Origin of the sequence: Streptomyces sp. NPDC101110, assembly GCF_044759525.1 — a bacterium.
Classification (GTDB): domain Bacteria; phylum Actinomycetota; class Actinomycetes; order Streptomycetales; family Streptomycetaceae; genus Streptomyces.
On the sequence record NZ_JBIVZM010000006.1, the window covers coordinates 1 to 18,382 of the forward strand.

Genomic DNA, 18,382 nt, shown 5'->3' on the forward strand with positions numbered 1-18,382 from the left:
ATACGACAACACCCGGCCCTCACACACCACCGCCACCGCACCCGGATCACGCACCACCTGCGCCTCAAACAACTCCACCACCGACAAACCATCAAGCGGCACACCCCCACCACCACCAGCCCAACCCAAAACCAACCCACGCTCACCCTCACCAAGAAACTCCACACCCCCCACCCGCACATCAGGATCCGCAACCAAACCCTCCAACAAACGACCGAACCAACCCACCAAACGCTCAGCCGTCCCCGCATCAAACACATCAGTGGCAGCGATCAAAACACCCCCCAGACCAGCCGGAGCGCCATCGGCGTCGAATACCTCACTGGCCACGACATCCAGGTCGAACTTGGCCGTCGCCGCCCCGGGTGACCCCGCTGCTCCCGTCCGACGGACGGGCACCCCCGAGGTCTCCAACCCGGGCAGGGCGACGACCGCCTGGGCGTTGTTCTGCAGGGTGAGCATCACCTGGAACAGCGGATGCCGGGCCAGCGAACGAGCCGGCGCCAGCTCCTCCACCAGCCGCTCGAACGGCACATCCTGATGCCCGAACCCCGCCAGAGTCGTCTCCCGGACCCGCTCCAGCACCTGCGCGAACGTCGGATCACCCGACAGATCCGTACGCACCACCAGCGTGTTCACAAAGAACCCGACCAGCTCGTCCAGCGCCTCATCCGTACGCCCGGCAATCGCCGAACCGATCGGAATGTCCGTGCCCGCACCCACCCGCGACAACGTCACCGCGAGGGCAGCCTGGAGCACCATGAACACCGTCACGCCACGCTCACGCGCCACCTCACGCAACCGTGCATGCACCCCAGCCGGCACCTCCAGCCCGACCGCATGCCCCTCATGCGACGCCACGGCCGGACGCGACCGGTCATACGGCAGGGTCAGTTCTTCCGGCACCCCCGCCAACGCCCCACGCCAGAACTCCACCTGACGCGACAGCACACTCTCCGGATCCTCCTCGGACCCGAGCATCTCGCGTTGCCACAACGCATAGTCCGCGTACTGCACCGGCAGGGACTCCCACACCGGAGCACGCCCCTCACATCGCGCCGCATAAGCAGACGTCAGATCCCGCTCCAGCGGAGCAGACGACCACCCATCACTCGCAATGTGATGCACCACAAGGGTCAGGACGTGCTCGTCCGGACCGACCCTGAGCAGACGTGCCTGGACGGGGATCTCTGCGCTCAGGTCGAAGGCATACCGCGCCGCCTCTGCCACCGCTGCGTCCAGTTCCTCCGCGCGCACATCGGTGACCGTCAGCGCAAGACCGCTCTCCTCCATCGGCAGGATCCGCTGGTACGGCTCCCCGTCGGCCACCGCGAACACCGTCCGCAGCACCTCATGACGCCCGACCACATCCCGCAGTGCCTCCTCAAGCGCTCGCTGGTTGAGCGCCCCTGCCAATCGCACCGCGATCGGGATGTTGTACGTCGGGTTCGGGCCTTCCAACTGCCCTATGAACCACAGCCGGCGCTGCGCGTACGACAGCGGCACCCGCTCCGGGCGCTCCCCGGCCGCCAGAGCCGGACGAGATGCTTCGGCCTGGCCCAGCCCGGCTGCGAGTCCGGCCGGGGTCGGCGTCTCGAAGAGGGTCCGCAGGGCCACTTCCACGCCCAGCACCGCGCGCACCCGACTCACCAGACGAGTCGCCAGCAGCGAATGCCCGCCGAGGGCGAAGAAGTCATCGTCCACACCGACCGCGGGCAGGCCCAGGACCTGGGCGAAGGCCTGGCACAGGATCTCCTCCTGCACCGACAGCGCACCACGGCCCCCACCACTCGCATACTCCGGAGCGGGCAGCGCCTTGCGGTCCAGCTTGCCGTTCACCGTCAACGGCAACGCCTCAAGAACCACGACCGCCGACGGAACCATGTACTGCGGCAACCGCGCACCCACGAAGTCACGCAGTTCGTACTCCGACGCATCCCCCACTACATACGCCACCAGGCGTTTGTCCCCGGGAACGTCCTCGCGGGCGACCACCGCAGCTTGTGCCACCGCCGGATGCGCAGCCAGCACCGCCTGGACCTCACCCGGCTCGATCCGGAACCCCCGGATCTTCACCTGCTCATCCGCACGCCCCGCGAACACCAGCCGGCCCTCAGCCGACCACCGCACCCGGTCCCCCGTCCGATACATCCGCCCACCCGCCGGACCGAACGGACACGCCACAAACCGCTCACCCGTCAAACCCGGACGACCCACATACCCCCGCGCCACCTGCGCACCCGCCACATACAACTCCCCCACCACACCCACCGGCACCGGACGCAAACCCTCATCCAGCACATACACCCGCGAATGAGCAACCGGCGCCCCCATCGACACCACCAGCCCCGACCCATCCACCTCCCCCGCCGTCACCATCACCGTCGTCTCCGTCGGACCATACGTATTCACCAACGTCCGACCCGCCGACCACACCCCCGCCAACCCCACCCCAATCGGCTCCGCCCCCACCACCACCCTCGACACACCCGCAAACTCACCCGGATCCAAAACCCCCAACAACGACGGCACCACACTCGCCGCCACCACACCCCGCCCCCGAACCAAACCCGCCAACAACGACCCATCAGACCGCTCCGCCGCCGACGCCACCACCAACAACCCACCCGACGACAACGTCACCGCAACATCCAAAACCGACGCATCAAAACTGAACGACGCGAACTGCAACACCCCCACACCCCGCCCCGCACCCAACACCGGACCCAACGCACCCACCAAATGCGCCAACCCACCATGCGTAGCCGCCACACCCTTCGGCCGCCCCGTCGAACCCGACGTATAAATCACATACGCCAAACCCTCCGCACGAAGCACCACTCCGGAAATGCCGTCTCCCGGCAGCCCGGCCAATTCCTCGACCACGGCCTGGTCGCCCAGATCGACGCCCGCCAGCCCGGCCGCCGACAAATCCCCCAACAAGCCGCCCCGGCCCACCACGAGTTCAGCCCCGCTGTCCTCCACCATGAACTGCAAACGATCCGCCGGGTATTCGGGGTCAAGTGGCACATAGGCGGCCCCAGCCCGCCACACACCCACAATGGCCGCCACCATCTCCACACCCCGCGGCAGACACAAACCCACCACCGACTCCGCACCCACACCCCGCGCCCTCAACAACCCCGCAAACCGATTAGCCCACGCATCCAACTCCCCATACGACAACTCCACCCCCTCACACACCACCGCCACCGCACCCGGATCAACAACCGCCCACTCCGCAATCCGCTCCGGAACCAACCCCTCCACCACACCCACACCCGCAGCCGTCGCGTTCCACTCCTCCACCACCAACGCCCGCTCAGCCGCACCCAGCACATCCACCGCACCCACCCGGATGTCCGGCGCCCCCACCACCACCTCGACCACCCGCACCAACCACTCCGCAAACCGCTCAGCCGCCCCCACCCCGAACACATCCGCAGCCACGGTCACGACACCCCGCAAGCCGGCGGGAGCACCCTCCGCGTCGAACTCCTCGGTCGCAGTGACGTCCAGATCGAACTTGGCCGTTACCGTCCCGGTGGACTTCACCGACCCGGCCAGTGCTCCGGAGGCCTGCAATCCGGGCAGGTCGACGACCGCCTGGGCGTTGTTCTGCAGGGTGAGCATCACCTGGAACAGCGGATGCCGGGCCAGCGAACGAGCCGGCGCCAGCTCCTCCACCAGCCGCTCGAACGGCACATCCTGATGCCCGAACCCCGCCAGAGTCGTCTCCCGAACCCGCTCCAGCACCTGCGCGAACGTCGGATCACCCGACAGATCCGTACGCACCACCAGCGTGTTCACAAAGAACCCGACCAGCTCGTCCAGCGCCTCATCCGTACGCCCGGCAATCGCCGAACCAATCGGAATGTCCGTGCCCGCACCCACCCGCGACAACGTCACCGCCAGCGCCGCCTGGAGCACCATGAACACCGTCACGCCACGCTCACGCGCCACCTCACGCAACCGCGCATGCACCCCAGGCGGCACCTCCAACCCGACCGCAAGCCCCTCATGCGACGCCACCGCCGGACGCGACCGGTCATACGGCAGCGCCAACTCCTCCGGCACCCCCGCCAACGCCCCACGCCAGAACTCCACCTGACGCGACAGCACACTCTCCGGATCCTCCTCGGACCCGAACACCTCCTGCTGCCACAACACGTAATCCGCGTACTGCACCGGCAACGGCGCCCACCCCGGCACACGCCCCTCACACCGCGCCCCGTACGCCACCGACACATCCCGCGCCAACGGACCCATCGACCAGCCATCACCCGCGATGTGATGCACCACCAGCACCAGCACATGCTCATCCGGACCGACCCTGAACAACCGGGCCCGGACAGGGATCTCCTCCGCAAGGTCGAAGGCATACCGCGCCGCCTCCGCCACCACCCCACCGAGCTCCTCCGCGCGCACATCGGTGACAGCCAGCGCAAAACCGCTCTCCTCGACCGACAGGATCCGTTGATACGGCTCCCCGTCCACCACCGCGAACACCGTCCGCAGCACCTCATGACGCTCCAGCACATCCCGCAGCGCACCCTCGAGCGCATCCCGGTCCAGCGCCCCGGTCAGTCGCACCGCTATCGGCATGTTGTAGTTCGCGCTCGAACCTTCCAGCTGCGTCAAGAACCACAGCCGGCGCTGCGCGTACGACAGCGGCACCCGCTCCGGGCGCTCCCCGGCCACGAGAGCCGGACGTGCCACACCTGCCTGGCCCAACCGTGCGGCGAGCCCGGCCGGCGTGGACGCCTCGAACAGAGTCCGCAGGGCCACTTCCACGCCCAGCACCGCGCGCACCCGGCTCGCCAGACGAGTCGCCAGCAGCGAATGCCCGCCGAGGGCAAAGAAGTCATCGTCCACACCGACCGCGGGCAGGCCCAGGACCTGGGCGAAGGCCTGGCACAGGATCTCCTCCTGCGCCGTCGCCGGACCCCGGCCCCCACCACTCGCATACTCCGGCGCGGGCAGCGCCTTGCGGTCCAGCTTGCCGTTCACAGTCAACGGCAAGGCATCCAGCACAATGACCGCCGAGGGGACCATGTACTCCGGCAGCCGCTCACCGACAAAGGCACGCACCTGCCGCGACAGCCCCTCGGGCGTCACGTCCTCGCCAGGAACCGGAACGACATACGCCACCAGGCGTTTGTCCCCGGGGACGTCCTCGCGGGCGACCACCGCAGCTTGTGCCACCGCCGGATGCGCAGCCAGCACCGCCTGGACCTCACCCGGCTCGATCCGGAACCCCCGGATCTTCACCTGCTCATCCGCACGCCCCGCGAACACCAGCCGGCCCTCAGCCGACCACCGCACCCGGTCCCCCGTCCGATACATCCGCCCACCCGCCGGACCGAACGGACACGCCACAAACCGCTCACCCGTCAAACCCGGACGACCCACATACCCCCGCGCCACCTGCGCACCCGCCACATACAACTCCCCCACCACACCCACCGGCACCGGACGCAAACCCTCATCCAGCACATACACCCGCGAATGAGCAACCGGCGCCCCCATCGACACCACCGGCCCCGACCCATCCACCTCCCCCGCCGTCACCATCACCGTCGTCTCCGTCGGACCATACGTATTCACCAACGTCCGACCCGCCGACCACACCCCCGCCAACCCCACCCCAATCGGCTCCGCCCCCACCACCACCCTCGACACACCCGCAAACTCACCCGGATCCAAAACCCCCAACAACGACGGCACCACACTCGCCGCCACCACACCCCGCCCCCGAACCAAACCCGCCAACAACGACCCATCAGACCGCTCCGCCGCCGACGCCACCACCAACAACCCACCCGACGACAACGTCACCGCAACATCCAAAACCGACGCATCAAAACTGAACGACGCGAACTGCAACACCCCCACACCCGGCCCCGCACCCAACACCGGACCCAACGCACCCACCAAATGCGCCAACCCACCATGCGTAGCCGCCACACCCTTCGGCCGCCCCGTCGAACCCGACGTATAAATCACATACGCCAAACCCTCCGCACGAAGGATGACTTCGGGGGCTGTGACCGGCGCAGCCGCCAGTTCATGTGCCACGTTCGTGTCGTCAAGGTTCACCAGGTGCGCTGCCGAACCGGGGAGCTCGGCCGCCTTGTCGCCGCGTCCGACCACGATGCGGGCGCCGCTGTCGGCGAGCATGAACTCCAGTCGTTCCGCCGGGTATTCGGGGTCAAGTGGCACATAGGCGGCCCCAGCCCGCCACACACCCACAATGGCCGCCACCATCTCCACACCCCGCGGCAGACACAAAGCCACCACCGACTCCGCACCCACACCCCGCGCCCTCAACAACCCCGCAAACCGACTAGCCCACGCATCCAGCTCCCCATACGACAACTCCACCCCCTCACACACCACCGCCACCGCACCCGGATCAACAACCGCCCACTCCGCAATTCGCTCCGGAACCAACCCCTCCACCACACCCACACCCGCAGCCGCCGCGTTCCACTCCTCCACCACCAACGCCCGCTCAGCCGCACCCAGCACATCCACCGCACCCACCCGGATGTCCGGCGCCCCCACCACCACCTCGACCACCCGCACCAACCACTCCGCAAACCGCTCAGCCGCCCCCACCCCGAACACATCCGCGGCGACGAGAAGCCGGCCGGTGAGGCCGGCCGGACTGCCGTCCGTGTCGAGGATTTCGGTGAGCATGACGTCCAGGTCGAATTTCGTTTTCCTGGAGCCCGACAGTGGCTGCGTCGCGAGTCCTTCGACGTCGACGCCCGGGAGGTGGACGACCGCCTGGGCGTTGTTCTGCAGGGTGAGCATCACCTGGAACAGCGGATGCCGGGCCAGCGAACGAGCCGGCGCCAGCTCCTCCACCAGCCGCTCGAACGGCACATCCTGATGCCCGAACCCCGCCAGAGTCGTCTCCCGAACCCGCTCCAGCACCTGCGCGAACGTCGGATCACCCGACAGATCCGTACGCACCACCAGCGTATTCACAAAGAACCCGACCAGCTCGTCCAGCGCCTCATCCGTACGCCCCGCCACCGCCGAACCAATCGGAATGTCGATGCCCGCACCCACCCGCGACAACGTCACCGCCAGCGCCGCCTGCAACACCATGAACACCGTCACGCCACGCTCACGCGCCACCTCACGCAACCGTGCATGCACCCCAGCCGGCACCTCCAGCCCGACCGCATGCCCCTCATGCGACGCCACCGCCGGACGCGACCGGTCATACGGCAGCGCCAACTCCTCCGGCACCCCCGCCAACGCCCCACGCCAGAACTCCACCTGACGCGACAGCACACTCTCCGGATCCTCCTCGGACCCGAACACCTCCTGCTGCCACAACACGTAATCCGCGTACTGCACCGGCAACGGCGCCCACCCCGGCACACGCCCATCACACCGCGCCCCGTACGCCACCGACACATCCCGCGCCAACGGACCCATCGACCAGCCATCACCCGCGATGTGATGCACCACCAGCACCAGCACATGCTCATCCGGACCGACCCCGAACAACCACGCCCGCAACGGAATGTCGGAGCTCAGCTCGAAGACATGGCGCACCGCCTCCGCCACCGCGCTGTCCAGTTCCTCCGGTCGCACGTCTGCGACGGTCAGCGCGAAGTCGGTCTCCTCGACCGGCAGGATCCGCTGGTACGGCTCGCCGTCCGTCTCCGTGAACACCGTGCGCAGTACCTCATGGCGCTCCAGCACGTCCCGCAGCGCGCTTTCCAGTGCATCCCGGTCCAGTCGGCCCGACAACCGCAGGGCCATCGGAATGTTGTACGTCGCGCTCGGACCTTCCAGCTGCGTCAAGAACCACAGCCGGCGCTGCGCGTACGACAACGGGATCATCGGGATTCCTCCTGTTTACGCGTGACCGCGGCGGGGATCACGTTCCCCATTCGAAGGTGGCGCACCTGAAGGGCATGCCTTCGCAGCCTCCGCATGAGCGGCTTGATATTCAACTGCCGTTTTCGTCAAGAACAGCAAGTGTTTTGAATGCGAGCAGGAAAGTCAGGTCCGTTCACCGGTCGCGCGGCGGCATTCGGGTGGTCGAGGCGAAGGCGACCCGCCGACGGCATTGTTCCTCGCCGTCGACCGGCACCGGAAGACGGGGCGGTCGGTTCGTCGAACGGGTCGGTCATCCGTCATCCCTTACAAGACGTGTCCACGGGCGGCCGTGGGCGGAGCCAGTTCACTATGGTCCAGGCCGCATGTCTGATCAATGCCGGTGATCGAATTCTCTGATCGTTCAACTGCGCCCCGACCGCACTTGAACAGGCGTGGCCGGCCCCCACGAGGCATTGCCCGCTTGCCGTCGAGGCGTCTCTGCTTGAGATTCCGGGCTTTCCGGGGGGTGCGCGCCGGACATGGGTGGAGCTTCCGTTTTGGCACTGTAAACGGCGATTTGACGTACTCATCCCGTCACTGTTTTTACCCTGGATGCACGCATACTCACGCCTCGTAACGCCCGAAATGCGGAATACTCGACTCCGGATAAACCCGCCTGTGGCCGCCCAGATGTGAATGTAGGCTGGATGCCGAAGAGCGTCCGGCAATCGTTGTACGGTCGCGTGCCGGCCGCCCAGCGGCCGTTAACGGCCGTAGAGACACCGGTCCCACTCACCCCGTTGCTCCAAGTTCTCGCAAAAGTACGTGGCACGACCCGGCCCATGCACGGCACGACCCACGAACAGCAGTTCCGAGACACTGATTAATCAGGGGGTAGATCTTGACGCAATCCGGAAGTGATAGGGCCATATCAAGACCGGAGCACGGATCCAGGACTTCGGGCAGCCGGATCACGACCGTACCCACCGCGTCGCTGCTGCCGGGTGACTCGCCTCGTACCGAGGGCGTGAACGCCCAGCACATCGCACGTCTCGCCGAAATCGAAGGGCCCTTACCCGCCGTGCTGGTGCACCGACCGACGATGCGGGTCATCGACGGAATGCACCGCTATCTGGCGGCACTCTCGAACGGCCAGAAGACTATCGAGGTCGAGTTCTTCGACGGAACCACCGAAGAGGCGTACCTCCGGGCCGTGCAGGCGAACTCGGCCCACGGACTTCCGCTCTCCCCCGCCGAACGCAAAGCGGCAGCCGCCAGGATCATCGCGTCACTGCCCCACATGTCCGACCGCGCGATCGCCAAGGCGGCCGGGCTGGGTGCCAAGGCCGTGGCCACCATCCGCCGCCGGATGGACGAGACACCCCAACTCAACGCCCGCGTCGGCCAGGACGGCAAGGTCCGTCCGCTCAACAGCGCCGAGGCGCGGTACCGGGTCGCCGAGCTGCTGGCCGAGCGTCCCGAGGCCTCCCTGCGTGAACTGGCGCGGCTCGCCTGCGTCTCACCGGCCACCGTCAGCGACGTCCGAAGACGTCTCGCCTCCGGCGAACCGCCCGCCCCGGAGCGCTCGGGGAGCAGGAGCCAGTCGGACAAGGGCCCGGCGGCCGCCCGGACCGGCGCCGTACCTCCCCAGCCCACCGGGCGTAAGCCGCACCGCCGGATGCGTTTGGTGGCGCAGGATCCCGGGGTCGTTCTCGACAAGCTGTCGCGTGACCCGTCCCTGCGTCACAGGGAGGAAGGGCGGCGGCTGCTGCGGCTGCTCCAGCAGCACGCGATCGCCACGCAGGAATGGCCCGCGCTGAGCACCTCTCTGCCGGACCATTCCAGGGAGACGGTGGCGAGTCTCGCCCGGGAGTACGCCAAGACATGGCTCGGCTTCGCGCAGGAGCTGGACGAGCGTCTCCGGGCCGGGCTGCTCGCCAGCGGGTGAGGACGCTCGCCCGCCCGGGAGCAGGGGACACACTCCGACGGCCGCGGACAGGTTCGGCTCGCAACCGGTGAGGAGCCTGGGCCCGGGTGATCCGGCTGCCGCCGTCACGGTAATCGGCCCGGGACAGGCTGAGGCCGGAACAGGAAACCGCCCCATCCCGGCAGGGCGTCCGTCACCGGCCGCCAGGTGCCTTCCTGCCAGCCGTGCATCGTGTACGACAGGGAGACGGTGAGGCTGCGGACGGTGTCGGCCGTGCGCCGCCGGTCGGGACGTCGTCGCCCCCACCGCAGGAGGAGAGCGGGGCGGTCGCGCAGCAGTGTCGCGAACGCCCCGAGCAGGACGTCCAGTTCGTCCTGGCCGAACTGGATCCGGATGAAGTCGACCCGTGTCAGGTCCTTCCGCCGGCAGAGATCGTCCACGGTGGCCGCCCGTGGGCCGCCCGGACGTCCCGGCACGAGACGGTGCACCTGGCCGTCCGGGCCCGTGAGGTTCCTCAGTGCCGCCGTGCACCGCGCGCAGCCTGCCCCGACGTCCACGCAGACCGCGCCGGGTGACACGAGCTGATCCAGTCCCGGGGCCTCTGGATGGGGCACCGGCCGGTGTGGCCGACCCTGGGCGACCGGGGAGACGTCTCCCGGTTCCCGGGAGTGCCGGAGCCCTGGCAGCGCGACGACGGAACCGCGCGGGTCATCCGCTGTGGGGAGCTCGGATGCCTCGGTCGGCGGCCCGTCGGCGCCCTCGCGCCCCGGCCCTCCGTGGTCTGCCACTGCTCATCATTCCTTCCGGGTCGTGTCACCGCGCCGGCGTCGTGACCGGGCGGCCCGTTGACGGTTCGAGGCTAGGTTCCTCCCCCGCCGGACCGCGTCCCCCGCGGTGACGACCCCGTGTCCTTCGCGGCGCCACGTCCTCCCGTCCGGGACCGCCGGAGGGTGTCCTCCCCTGGGTGTGTCATCCCCGGGGCGTACGCCTCGGGGCGGGGCCCTTCGTGCCGGTACCCATCAGGGGCGGGAGTTGTTCCGCTGCGGGCACGTCGGGTGGCTCATCGGGCGGCCAGCCTGTGCCGGCCGACCGCTTGACAGAGGGCCTGGAGGTCGTCGCCGCCGAGCGCGTCCGGGCCGCCTCCGTACCCGGCCAGTTCGATGCGCAGAGTGTCGCCCAAGTGTGCCGCGGTGCCCACGAGGAGCGGTCGCGTGGGGTGTCCCGCGGACTGTTCGAGCGGTACCGGTGCTTCGAACTCGACGCCTGCTTCGGCGAGTTCGCGGGCCGCGCGGGCGATGTCGTCCGCGCGGAGGCTGAGTCGCTGTTCCGGGCGGTGCGCGGCGGCCGGCTGCGGCGACGCCTCGTGGCGGAGGTCGGTGTGCGGCTCCGAGGCCGCGAGGGTGAGGGTCATGCCGCCCTGCAGTCCGGCGAGTTCCACCACGCGGGGCGTCCGGTCGGGTGCGCCGTCCCCTCGTGGCCTGCGCGGGATCAGCCCGAACCCTTCCTCGTACAGGCGGACACACTCCTGGAGGTTCGTCGCCCCGACACCGGTCGTCACACCGTCGAGTCGCGCGACGGGGGTGGCGAACATCTCGCGGCCGGGGCTCTGCGGGAGCCGCGCCCAGCGGTGGCCGCCCGGCCGGCCCGGCCGGGTGTGTCCGGCGGGCAGCAAGGTGTGCGTCATGCCGCCGGCCCCCGCGAGGATCGGATTGCCGCGTGCGGAGCCGACCTCACGGGCGCCGGCCCGCAGGGCCCGCTCCACTGTCGCGGTGACGTCCGTGCAGTGCAGTGCGATGTCGGCGATGCCGTCGCCGTGTGCGTTCAGGAATCCCCAGGTGGCGGGTCCGGAAGTGACGACGAGGGAGGCGGTTCCCTGCTTCAGCAGCAGGGAGCTGCGGTCGGGGGCGACGGAGTCCGCCACGCACTCGAATCCCAGGGCCGAGACGAGGTACCGGGCGGTCCGCTGCTTGTCCTTGGCGTACAACTCGACGTACGCGATGCCGTGCCCTGCCATGGGTCATCCTTCCTGCGCGGGATGGTCGGGAAAGGGTGGTGCCAGCCGCCGCGTGGTCAGTACTTGTCGAGGAACTCGATCAGGGCCGCGTTGACCTCGTCGGGGCGTTCCAGGTAGCCGAGGTGACCGCAGTCCGCGATCTCCACGAGGTCGCAGCCGGGGATGGCGTCGGCCACCTCGGCAACCAGGTGGGGCGGGCAGACGAGGTCGTGGCTGAAGGCGACGGCCCGGCACGGCACCGTGATGCCGCGCAGTGACGCGCGCCGGTCGCCGAGACCGTCGACGGCGGCGGCCTGGCCGGCGGAGGAGTGGCCGCCGCCGGTGAGTTCGAAGAGCTCGAGCAGGGGGGTGACGGCGGTGTCGTCGTTGAGGGTCGTCGGGGAGAACATCTCGGTGACGGTCTTCACGGCGTCGTAGCCGGCAGGCAGTCGTACGCCGCTCTCCCGCAGCGCGCGGTCGGCGGCGCTCTGGGCGCGCCGGAAGGCGTCGGAGCGGGCCCGGGACGCGATCAGGGTCGCGGAGCGCACCAGTTCGGGTGCGGCGAGGGCGAGTTCCTGGGCGATCATGGAGCCGAGGGACGTCCCCACGATGTGGCAGGGGCCCAGTCCCAGCTGCTCGATGAGGCCGCGGGTGTCGGCCACCATGTCGGCGAGGCGGTAGTCGCCCGCGGGGGCGTCCGACGGTGCGATGCCCCGGTTGTCGAAGGTGACGGTCTCGTATCCGGCGCGGTTCAGTGCCGGTGTCTGGTGCATCGTCCATACCCGGCCCGACGCGGACGAGCCCATGATCAGCAGGACCGGCGTGCCGCTGCCGGATCGCTGGTAGGAGAGCCTCACACCGTTGGTGTTCACGAATGGCATGTCGAGCCCGTTCTCGTAGGGGGCAACAGGCGCTCTCCGTGCGGTCACCACGGAGAGGTCCGGGTGGCCGCCCCGCCCTCGGCCCCCGTCGGTCCCGGCTCGGGGCCGGGTGTCGTGCTCGGTGGAGCGCGCGGGCTCCGTCACGGCTCACGATGGCATCGCACCTCGGCGGCGATCAAGGGTTGCCGAGTGGCCCGGGCCGCGCCGCTCCCCTTCCGGCGCGGTGGGGCCGGGCCCGGCGCGAGCACCGGCGTGCGTGCGGTGTGGGCCGGCGGTACCGGTGAGCCGGTGTGGGTGTCAGGCGCCGCGCCAGACGGGAGTGCGTTTCTCGGCGAAGGCCCGCGGGCCCTCGACCGCGTCATGGCTGCGGCGTCGTTTCTCCTCCCACGGGTAGGTCGCCGTGAAGGCCTCTTCCAGCGGCAGGTGCAGAGACCGCTGCACCGCTTCCTTGAGGGCCCTTACGGAGAGCGGGGCGCTGCGTCGCAGGGCGTCCGTCCAGGTGTCCACGGCGGCGTCCAGAGCGTGCAGCGGCACGACCTCGTTGACGAGGCCGAAGCGCAACGCCTCGGCGGCGCTCATGCGGCGTCCGGTGAGCAGGTATCCCATCGCCTGTTTCAGGGGCATCTGCCGGGCCAGGCGGAAAGCGCCGCCCGCGCCGGGGACCAGGCCCAGCGTGGCCTCGGGCAACGCGAACACGGCGTGGTCGGCGGCGACGACGAGGTCGCAGGCCAGGGCGAGTTCGAAGCCGCCGCCGAGGGCGTAGCCGTTGACGCGGGCGATCACGGGCTTGGTCAGGTCGAACCGGTCGGTCAGCCGGGGTGAGCCGGGCTGGCCGCGGCTGCCGAAGCTGGTCGGCGGGGTGCCCTCCCGGTCGAGCCGGGCCCGCTCGCGCAGGTCCTGGCCGACGGTGAACGCGCGATCGCCGGCGCCGGTCAGCACCGCGGCCCGGATGTCGTCGTCGGCCTCGATGTCGTCCCAGACGAGCGCGAGTTCGCGGTGCATGCGCTGGTTCATCGCGTTGAGCACCTCGGGCCGGTCGAGGGTGACCCGGGCGATCCGGCCGTCCTTCTCGTACCGTACGCCCGAGTCCCCGCCGCCGATCACGGTGTGCGCCCGGCTGCGGGCGCCGAGGCCGTGGTGAAGCGGCCGACCTTGTCGATCACGTCGGAGCTGTAGAGGCGGAGGGCCTGTTGCAGCGCGAACTCGGCCATGTAGCGGCGGAAGTCGTCCGGTGACTCCTCCGCCAGGTTGAGCATCCGCCGGTTGGCGAGTACCGCGCTGCCGCGCAGTCGTTCCACACTGCGTTCCACCGCGAGGTCGAGATCGGTCCGGTCGTGGACCTCGTCGACGAGGAACCGGGCCTCGGGTTCGGTGGCGAAGATCCGCCTTCCTTCGAGGATCACCTGCCGTGACAGGCGTGGTCCCGCGGAGCGGGTCAGCCGGAAGTTGGCGGCGCCGGGAACGATGCCCTCCTGTGCGGCGGGGAGGCTGACGTAGGCGTCGGCGGCCGCGATGACGTGGTCGAAGACGAGCAGCAGCTGGGCCCCGCCGCCGATCGCGAAGGAGTCGACGACGGCGACCCAGGGTTTGTCGGTGCTTCCCGACCGCCAGCCCGGTTCGTCGGTGCGGATGCCGCGCAGCAGCTTGTGGATGTAGCCGAGTTCGCGACGGAGCAGGAAGTCGACGAGGGAGATGTCTCCGCTGTGCAGGGCTTTGAGGTTGATGCCCGCGCTGAAGACCCGCCGTCCGCGGTAGCGGGGGTGGGTCATCTCGCCGCCGCGCAGGAGTCCGACCTCGACGGCCGGGTCGAGCAGGGCGAGGTCGACCGCTGTCTCCATGTCGTCGACCTGGGCGTTGTCCTCGGCGTTGAGGGCGTCGTCGCGGCACATGGTCAGCCGGGCCACGGCGCCGGTGCGCTCCAGGCGGACGGATCCCAGGTCGGCGCTGCCGGTGCGGGTGAACTCGGGCAGCAGCGCGGTGGCACGCGGGGTCGGCCGGAGCATCGCGTCGAGCAGGTGGGCGCCGGCCAGGGGTGAGCGCAGTATCCGGCTGAAGAAGATGCCCTGGTCTATCTCGTGGCCCTCTTTGCGGGCCTGTGGCCGGCCACGTTCGGTGGCGAGCCGGTCGTCGGTGGGGACGAGGCCGGGGAAGGCGGTCGCGGCGGCCCTGGCCAGTGCGTCGATGCGCAGGGGGCGGGTGCGGCGGTCGGTGAGTTCGTCGTAGACCGCGTCGGTGTGGGTGTCCAGGAACGCGGCGCGCAGGTTGCGGGCGGTGTCGGCGGCCGTGGCGGCGAGGGTCTGTTGCCGCACGGAGCGTTCGCCGTGCGGGGGCAGGCCGTCCAGCAGGGTCTGGCAGTGGCGTGCCGCCTGTTCCAGGGCCTGCCGGGCCCGGGGCAGGGGTGCGCGGACGTCGTCCGGGCCGGTGTGCGGTGCGGTGGGCTCCGCGGTGGCGGTCATGCTTCGGCTCCTGTCGTGGCGCGGCGCAGGACGCGGTCGCAGGCCGCCAGGTGGGCTCCGAGCGCCTCTTCGAAGCTGGTGCCGGCCGCTTCGTGCAGCAGTTGGCGGCGGATGGCCAGTTCGGTGCCCGAGACGGCGCGTGCGCGTTGCGCGGCGAGCCGGAGGGCCTCGGGCACGTCGTCGGTCAGCTCGTCGACCAGGTGCAGGGCCAGGGCGTCGGCGGCGCCGACGGGGGTGCCGTAGAGGACGGCGTGGCGGATGGGGGCCGCGTGGGGGCCGTGTCCGGCGAGCCGGTACAGGGCCATGCCCGGCCAGGTCCCCCCGCCCTCCACGGGGACGACCAGGCGCACCGTGGTGGTGGCGATGCGGTGGTCGGTGGCCAGCAGCACGTCCAGGGCGGGGCCTCCGCAGTCGCCGTCGGCGACGGCGACCGTGGTGGCGGGCAGTCGTTCCAGGCGGCGCAGGACGCGCTCCCACTTGCTGACGAGGGAGACGGTCAGGTCGCCCGGGAGGGGTCCGCCCGGGGCTCCGGAGACACGTACGACGACGCTGGCGAGGCCGTCGAGGTCCTCGGCCGCCTCGCACACCGCGGTGACGGCGGCGACGGTGTCGGCGGACAGGGGCTGCCGCCCGTCGATCCGCAGGGGTATCTCCTCGGGCGCGGGGTGTGCGGCGGCCGTCGGGTTGCTCTTCATCGCTTCTCTCACCTGTTCCGTGGTCACCACTGCACCAGCGCGGTCTCGATGGTCGAGCCCGGGCCCATCGTCATCAGCACGCCGTGGTCGCCGGCGTGGGCGGCTCCCTCCCGGAGCAGTCGCTCGTAGGAGAACAGGAAGGATCCGCTGGAGAGGTTGCCGTAGTCGCGCAGGACGCCGGTGGTGTGCCGTACGTCGTGGCGGGTGAGCCCGAGGTTGACGCGTACGGCGTCGATCACCTTCTTGCCGCCGGAGTGCACGAGCCAGTGGGCGATGTCGCGCCGGCGCAGGCCTGCGCCGGTGAGCAGCCGGTCGACGATCTGCTCGGCGTTGGCGCCGACGACGTAGGGGACGAGCGGGTCGAGGTAGAAGCTGAACTTGTTCTGGTCGTCGTCCCAGTCGTAGCGCATCGCTTCGATGGCGTCGGTGATCAGGTGGCTGGCGAAGGCGAGGATGCGGGGGCCGTCCTGTGCCGGTGGGGTGCCGGCCGGGCCGTAGGCGGCGTCGGGTGGGTCCGCGGTGAGTGCGACGGCGGCGGCGCCGTCCCCGAAGAGGCTGTTGACGACGGCGGTGCGCATGCTGCCGTCGATGACGTAGGCGGCGGAGCAGGCTTCCGTGCAGAGCATCACGGCGACCTTGCCGGGGTTGGCCGTGACCCAGCCGGCGGTGGCGTTGAGGGCGTTGAGGCCTGCGTTGCAGCCCATGCCGACGACGTCGACCCGGCTGGTGCGGGGCAGGAGGCCCATGTCCTTGATGAGGTGGGCGCTGAGGCCGGGGGTGAGGAATCCGGTGGTGGTGGTGCAACAGAGGTAGTCGATGTCGGCGAGGTCGAGACCGGTGTTCTCCAGGCAGGCGCGTACGGCTCGGGCGCCCATGTCGAGGGCGGTCCGCTTGTGCTTCGCGAGGAGTTCGCCCTGGGCCTCGGTGAGGACGGCGCCGTCGGTGTCCCGGGGCGGGAGGGTGAGGTGGCGGCGTTCGATGGCGCTGTTGAGGAAGACCGAGCGGACCTTGGGGTCGGTGATGCCGAAGAGGTCGAGGACTTCCCGCTGGGAGTACGAGTGGTCGGTGACGGCGGTGCCCACCCCCATGATCCGTGGGCTGCCGAGGCCTTTGGACGGTGTGGTGACGGGGGTGTCGAGGAGGGTGGTGCCGTGGATGTCTGCGTCGGCGGTCATCGGAAGGTCCACCCCCACATGCGTGGCTTGCTGCGAATGAGACGTCGTGCTGTCGACACGGAACTTCGCTTTCTGTGAGTGACGGGAGGGAAGGGCGGTGCTTCAGCGGGCCCGGGCCGCTTCGGCCGTGATGAACCGGGCCAGCCGGGCTGTGCCTTCGGTGATGTCGGCCTGGGTCAGGTAGCTGACGGACAGGCGCAGGCTGTGCTCGCCGCCGCCCCGGGGATAGAAGTAGGACATGGGCGTCCAGATCACGCCGTGGTCCTCCGCCGAGCGCACCAGGGCGGCGTTGTCGGCGGGGAAGGGGACGTCCAGGGTGAGGAAGAACCCGCCGTCCGGCTCGTTCCAGCGAACGCCGAGTGTGCTGCGTTCGGGTTCGGGGAAGCATTCGTCGAGCCGTTTCAGGATGGCCCGCATCGCCTCCCCGTAGTACGCCGAGGTCTCGGTGTTGAGTTCCGAGGTGCGTCCGTCGGCGGCGAGGAGCATGCCCGCCACCGCGGCCTGGCTCAGAGGCGAGGTGTTGACCGTGACCATGCTCTTGATCTTGATGAGTTCGTCGGCCAGCAGGCCCTGCCCGCCGTCGTCGTCCACGACGACCTGGTCCGCGACGGCGAAGCCGACCCGGGCGCCGGGGAAGAGGGTCTTGGAGTACGAGCCGAGGTGGACGACACGCCGGTCGCGGTCGAGGGACTTCAGGGTGGGCAGTTGCCGGCCGGGGCTGACCAGCCGGTAGGGGCTGTCCTCCAGGATGAGGAAGTCCTCACGCCGCGCCAGGTCGAGCAGGGCGTGCCGCTCCGGCAACGGCATCGTGGATCCGGACGGGTTGGAGTGGTCGGGGACGACGTAGAAAGCGCGGGGGCGTCGGCCGCGCGCCTTCTCGGCGGCGACCGCGGCCTCCAGGTCCGCGCTGCGGAAGCCGTCCGGGCCCTCCGCCACCGGGGTCGGTTCGGCGCCGAGCAGCCGGGCGGCCCCGGTGATGCCGACGTAGCACGGGCTGGAGACCATCAGGGTGTCCCGAGGGCCGGCCAGCAGGGCGCGCAGGGTGAGGAGGATGGCCTCCTGGCAGCCCACGGTCACCACCACGGCCTCGGGCGGTACGTCGATGTCCTCGTCCTCGCGCAGTGACCGCGTGACGAGTTCGCGGATCTGCCCGCCGGTCGGCCCGTACTGGAAGAGGGCGTCGCGGATCTCCGCCGGGGAGGCGCCGCGTTCCTCCAGGTGGTCGAGGTAGCGGCGGATGTGCCGGAAGATCTCCTCGACGTCGAAGAAGCCGTCGTACGGGCGGCCCGGTGCGAACGAGACCGCCCGGGGGTAGCGGTGGGTGATCTCGTTCAGGAAGTTCATCGTGTCGAGGACCGGGTCGCCGACGCTGGCGTGCAGTTCGGCTCTCCGCAGGGTGGCGGGTGCCAT

Annotated in this window: 10 protein-coding genes; 1 reads left to right on the forward strand and 9 read right to left on the reverse strand. The window is 69.9% G+C overall.

What is annotated here, in order from left to right:
• Positions 1–7,866 (reverse strand): amino acid adenylation domain-containing protein (locus tag ACIQU3_RS15305; RefSeq protein ID WP_403925362.1); only part of this gene is annotated, 7,866 nt, incomplete at its 3' end.
• 1,060 nt (positions 7,867–8,926) lie between these two features.
• Between ACIQU3_RS15305 and ACIQU3_RS15310 the strand changes: the two genes are divergently transcribed.
• The gene (locus ACIQU3_RS15310; protein WP_403734248.1) at positions 8,927–9,793 is read left to right on the forward strand and encodes a transcriptional regulator; all 867 of its coding nucleotides are present in this window, start codon (positions 8,927–8,929) and stop codon (positions 9,791–9,793) included.
• A gap of 104 nt (positions 9,794–9,897) precedes the next feature.
• Here ACIQU3_RS15310 and ACIQU3_RS15315 read toward each other — a convergent pair whose 3' ends face one another.
• From ACIQU3_RS15315 to ACIQU3_RS15350, 8 genes are all read right to left on the reverse strand, one after another.
• Positions 9,898–10,212 (reverse strand): hypothetical protein, encoded by a 315-nt coding sequence (locus ACIQU3_RS15315; protein ID WP_403734246.1) that lies wholly within the window; start codon positions 10,210–10,212, stop codon positions 9,898–9,900.
• A 620-nt stretch (positions 10,213–10,832) separates the two neighbouring features.
• Entirely contained in the window at positions 10,833–11,786 is a 954-nt protein-coding gene (locus tag ACIQU3_RS15320) for a VOC family protein (protein ID WP_403734244.1), read from the reverse strand.
• Positions 11,787–11,842: 56 nt separating this feature from the next.
• A complete protein-coding gene (locus ACIQU3_RS15325) occupies positions 11,843–12,646 on the reverse strand; it encodes an alpha/beta fold hydrolase (RefSeq protein ID WP_403734241.1) in 804 nt (267 codons plus the stop codon).
• 297 nt (positions 12,647–12,943) lie between these two features.
• Entirely contained in the window at positions 12,944–13,750 is an 807-nt protein-coding gene (gene dpgD / locus ACIQU3_RS15330; RefSeq protein WP_403734236.1) for an enoyl-CoA-hydratase DpgD, read from the reverse strand.
• Entirely contained in the window at positions 13,747–15,102 is a 1,356-nt protein-coding gene (gene dpgC, locus ACIQU3_RS15335) for a (3,5-dihydroxyphenyl)acetyl-CoA 1,2-dioxygenase DpgC (RefSeq protein ID WP_403734233.1), read from the reverse strand. The genes dpgD and dpgC overlap by 4 nt, the downstream gene beginning before the upstream one ends.
• The gene (dpgB, locus tag ACIQU3_RS15340) at positions 15,099–15,797 is read right to left on the reverse strand and encodes an enoyl-CoA-hydratase DpgB (RefSeq protein WP_403734226.1); all 699 of its coding nucleotides are present in this window, start codon (positions 15,795–15,797) and stop codon (positions 15,099–15,101) included. Before dpgB ends, dpgC begins: the two co-directional genes overlap by 4 nt.
• A gap of 23 nt (positions 15,798–15,820) precedes the next feature.
• Positions 15,821–16,885, reverse strand: a complete 1,065-nt coding sequence (dpgA, locus tag ACIQU3_RS15345; protein ID WP_403734306.1) for a 3,5-dihydroxyphenylacetyl-CoA synthase DpgA — start codon at positions 16,883–16,885, stop codon at positions 15,821–15,823.
• Positions 16,886–17,074: 189 nt separating this feature from the next.
• The gene (locus tag ACIQU3_RS15350) at positions 17,075–18,382 is read right to left on the reverse strand and encodes a PLP-dependent aminotransferase family protein (RefSeq protein ID WP_403925365.1); all 1,308 of its coding nucleotides are present in this window, start codon (positions 18,380–18,382) and stop codon (positions 17,075–17,077) included.

What these genes read in the sequence shown, in the direction of transcription:
- ACIQU3_RS15350 (WP_403925365.1), bottom strand. Translation starts at nt 18,382, where the DNA reads ATGGCACCCGCCACCCTGCGGAGAGCCGAACTGCACGCCAGCGTCGGC.
- dpgB (WP_403734226.1), bottom strand. Translation starts at nt 15,797, where the DNA reads ATGAAGAGCAACCCGACGGCCGCCGCACACCCCGCGCCCGAGGAGATA.
- ACIQU3_RS15325 (WP_403734241.1), bottom strand. Translation starts at nt 12,646, where the DNA reads ATGCCATTCGTGAACACCAACGGTGTGAGGCTCTCCTACCAGCGATCC.
- dpgA (WP_403734306.1), bottom strand. Translation starts at nt 16,885, where the DNA reads ATGGGGGTGGGCACCGCCGTCACCGACCACTCGTACTCCCAGCGGGAA.
- ACIQU3_RS15320 (WP_403734244.1), bottom strand. Translation starts at nt 11,786, where the DNA reads ATGGCAGGGCACGGCATCGCGTACGTCGAGTTGTACGCCAAGGACAAG.
- dpgC (WP_403734233.1), bottom strand. Translation starts at nt 15,102, where the DNA reads ATGACCGCCACCGCGGAGCCCACCGCACCGCACACCGGCCCGGACGAC.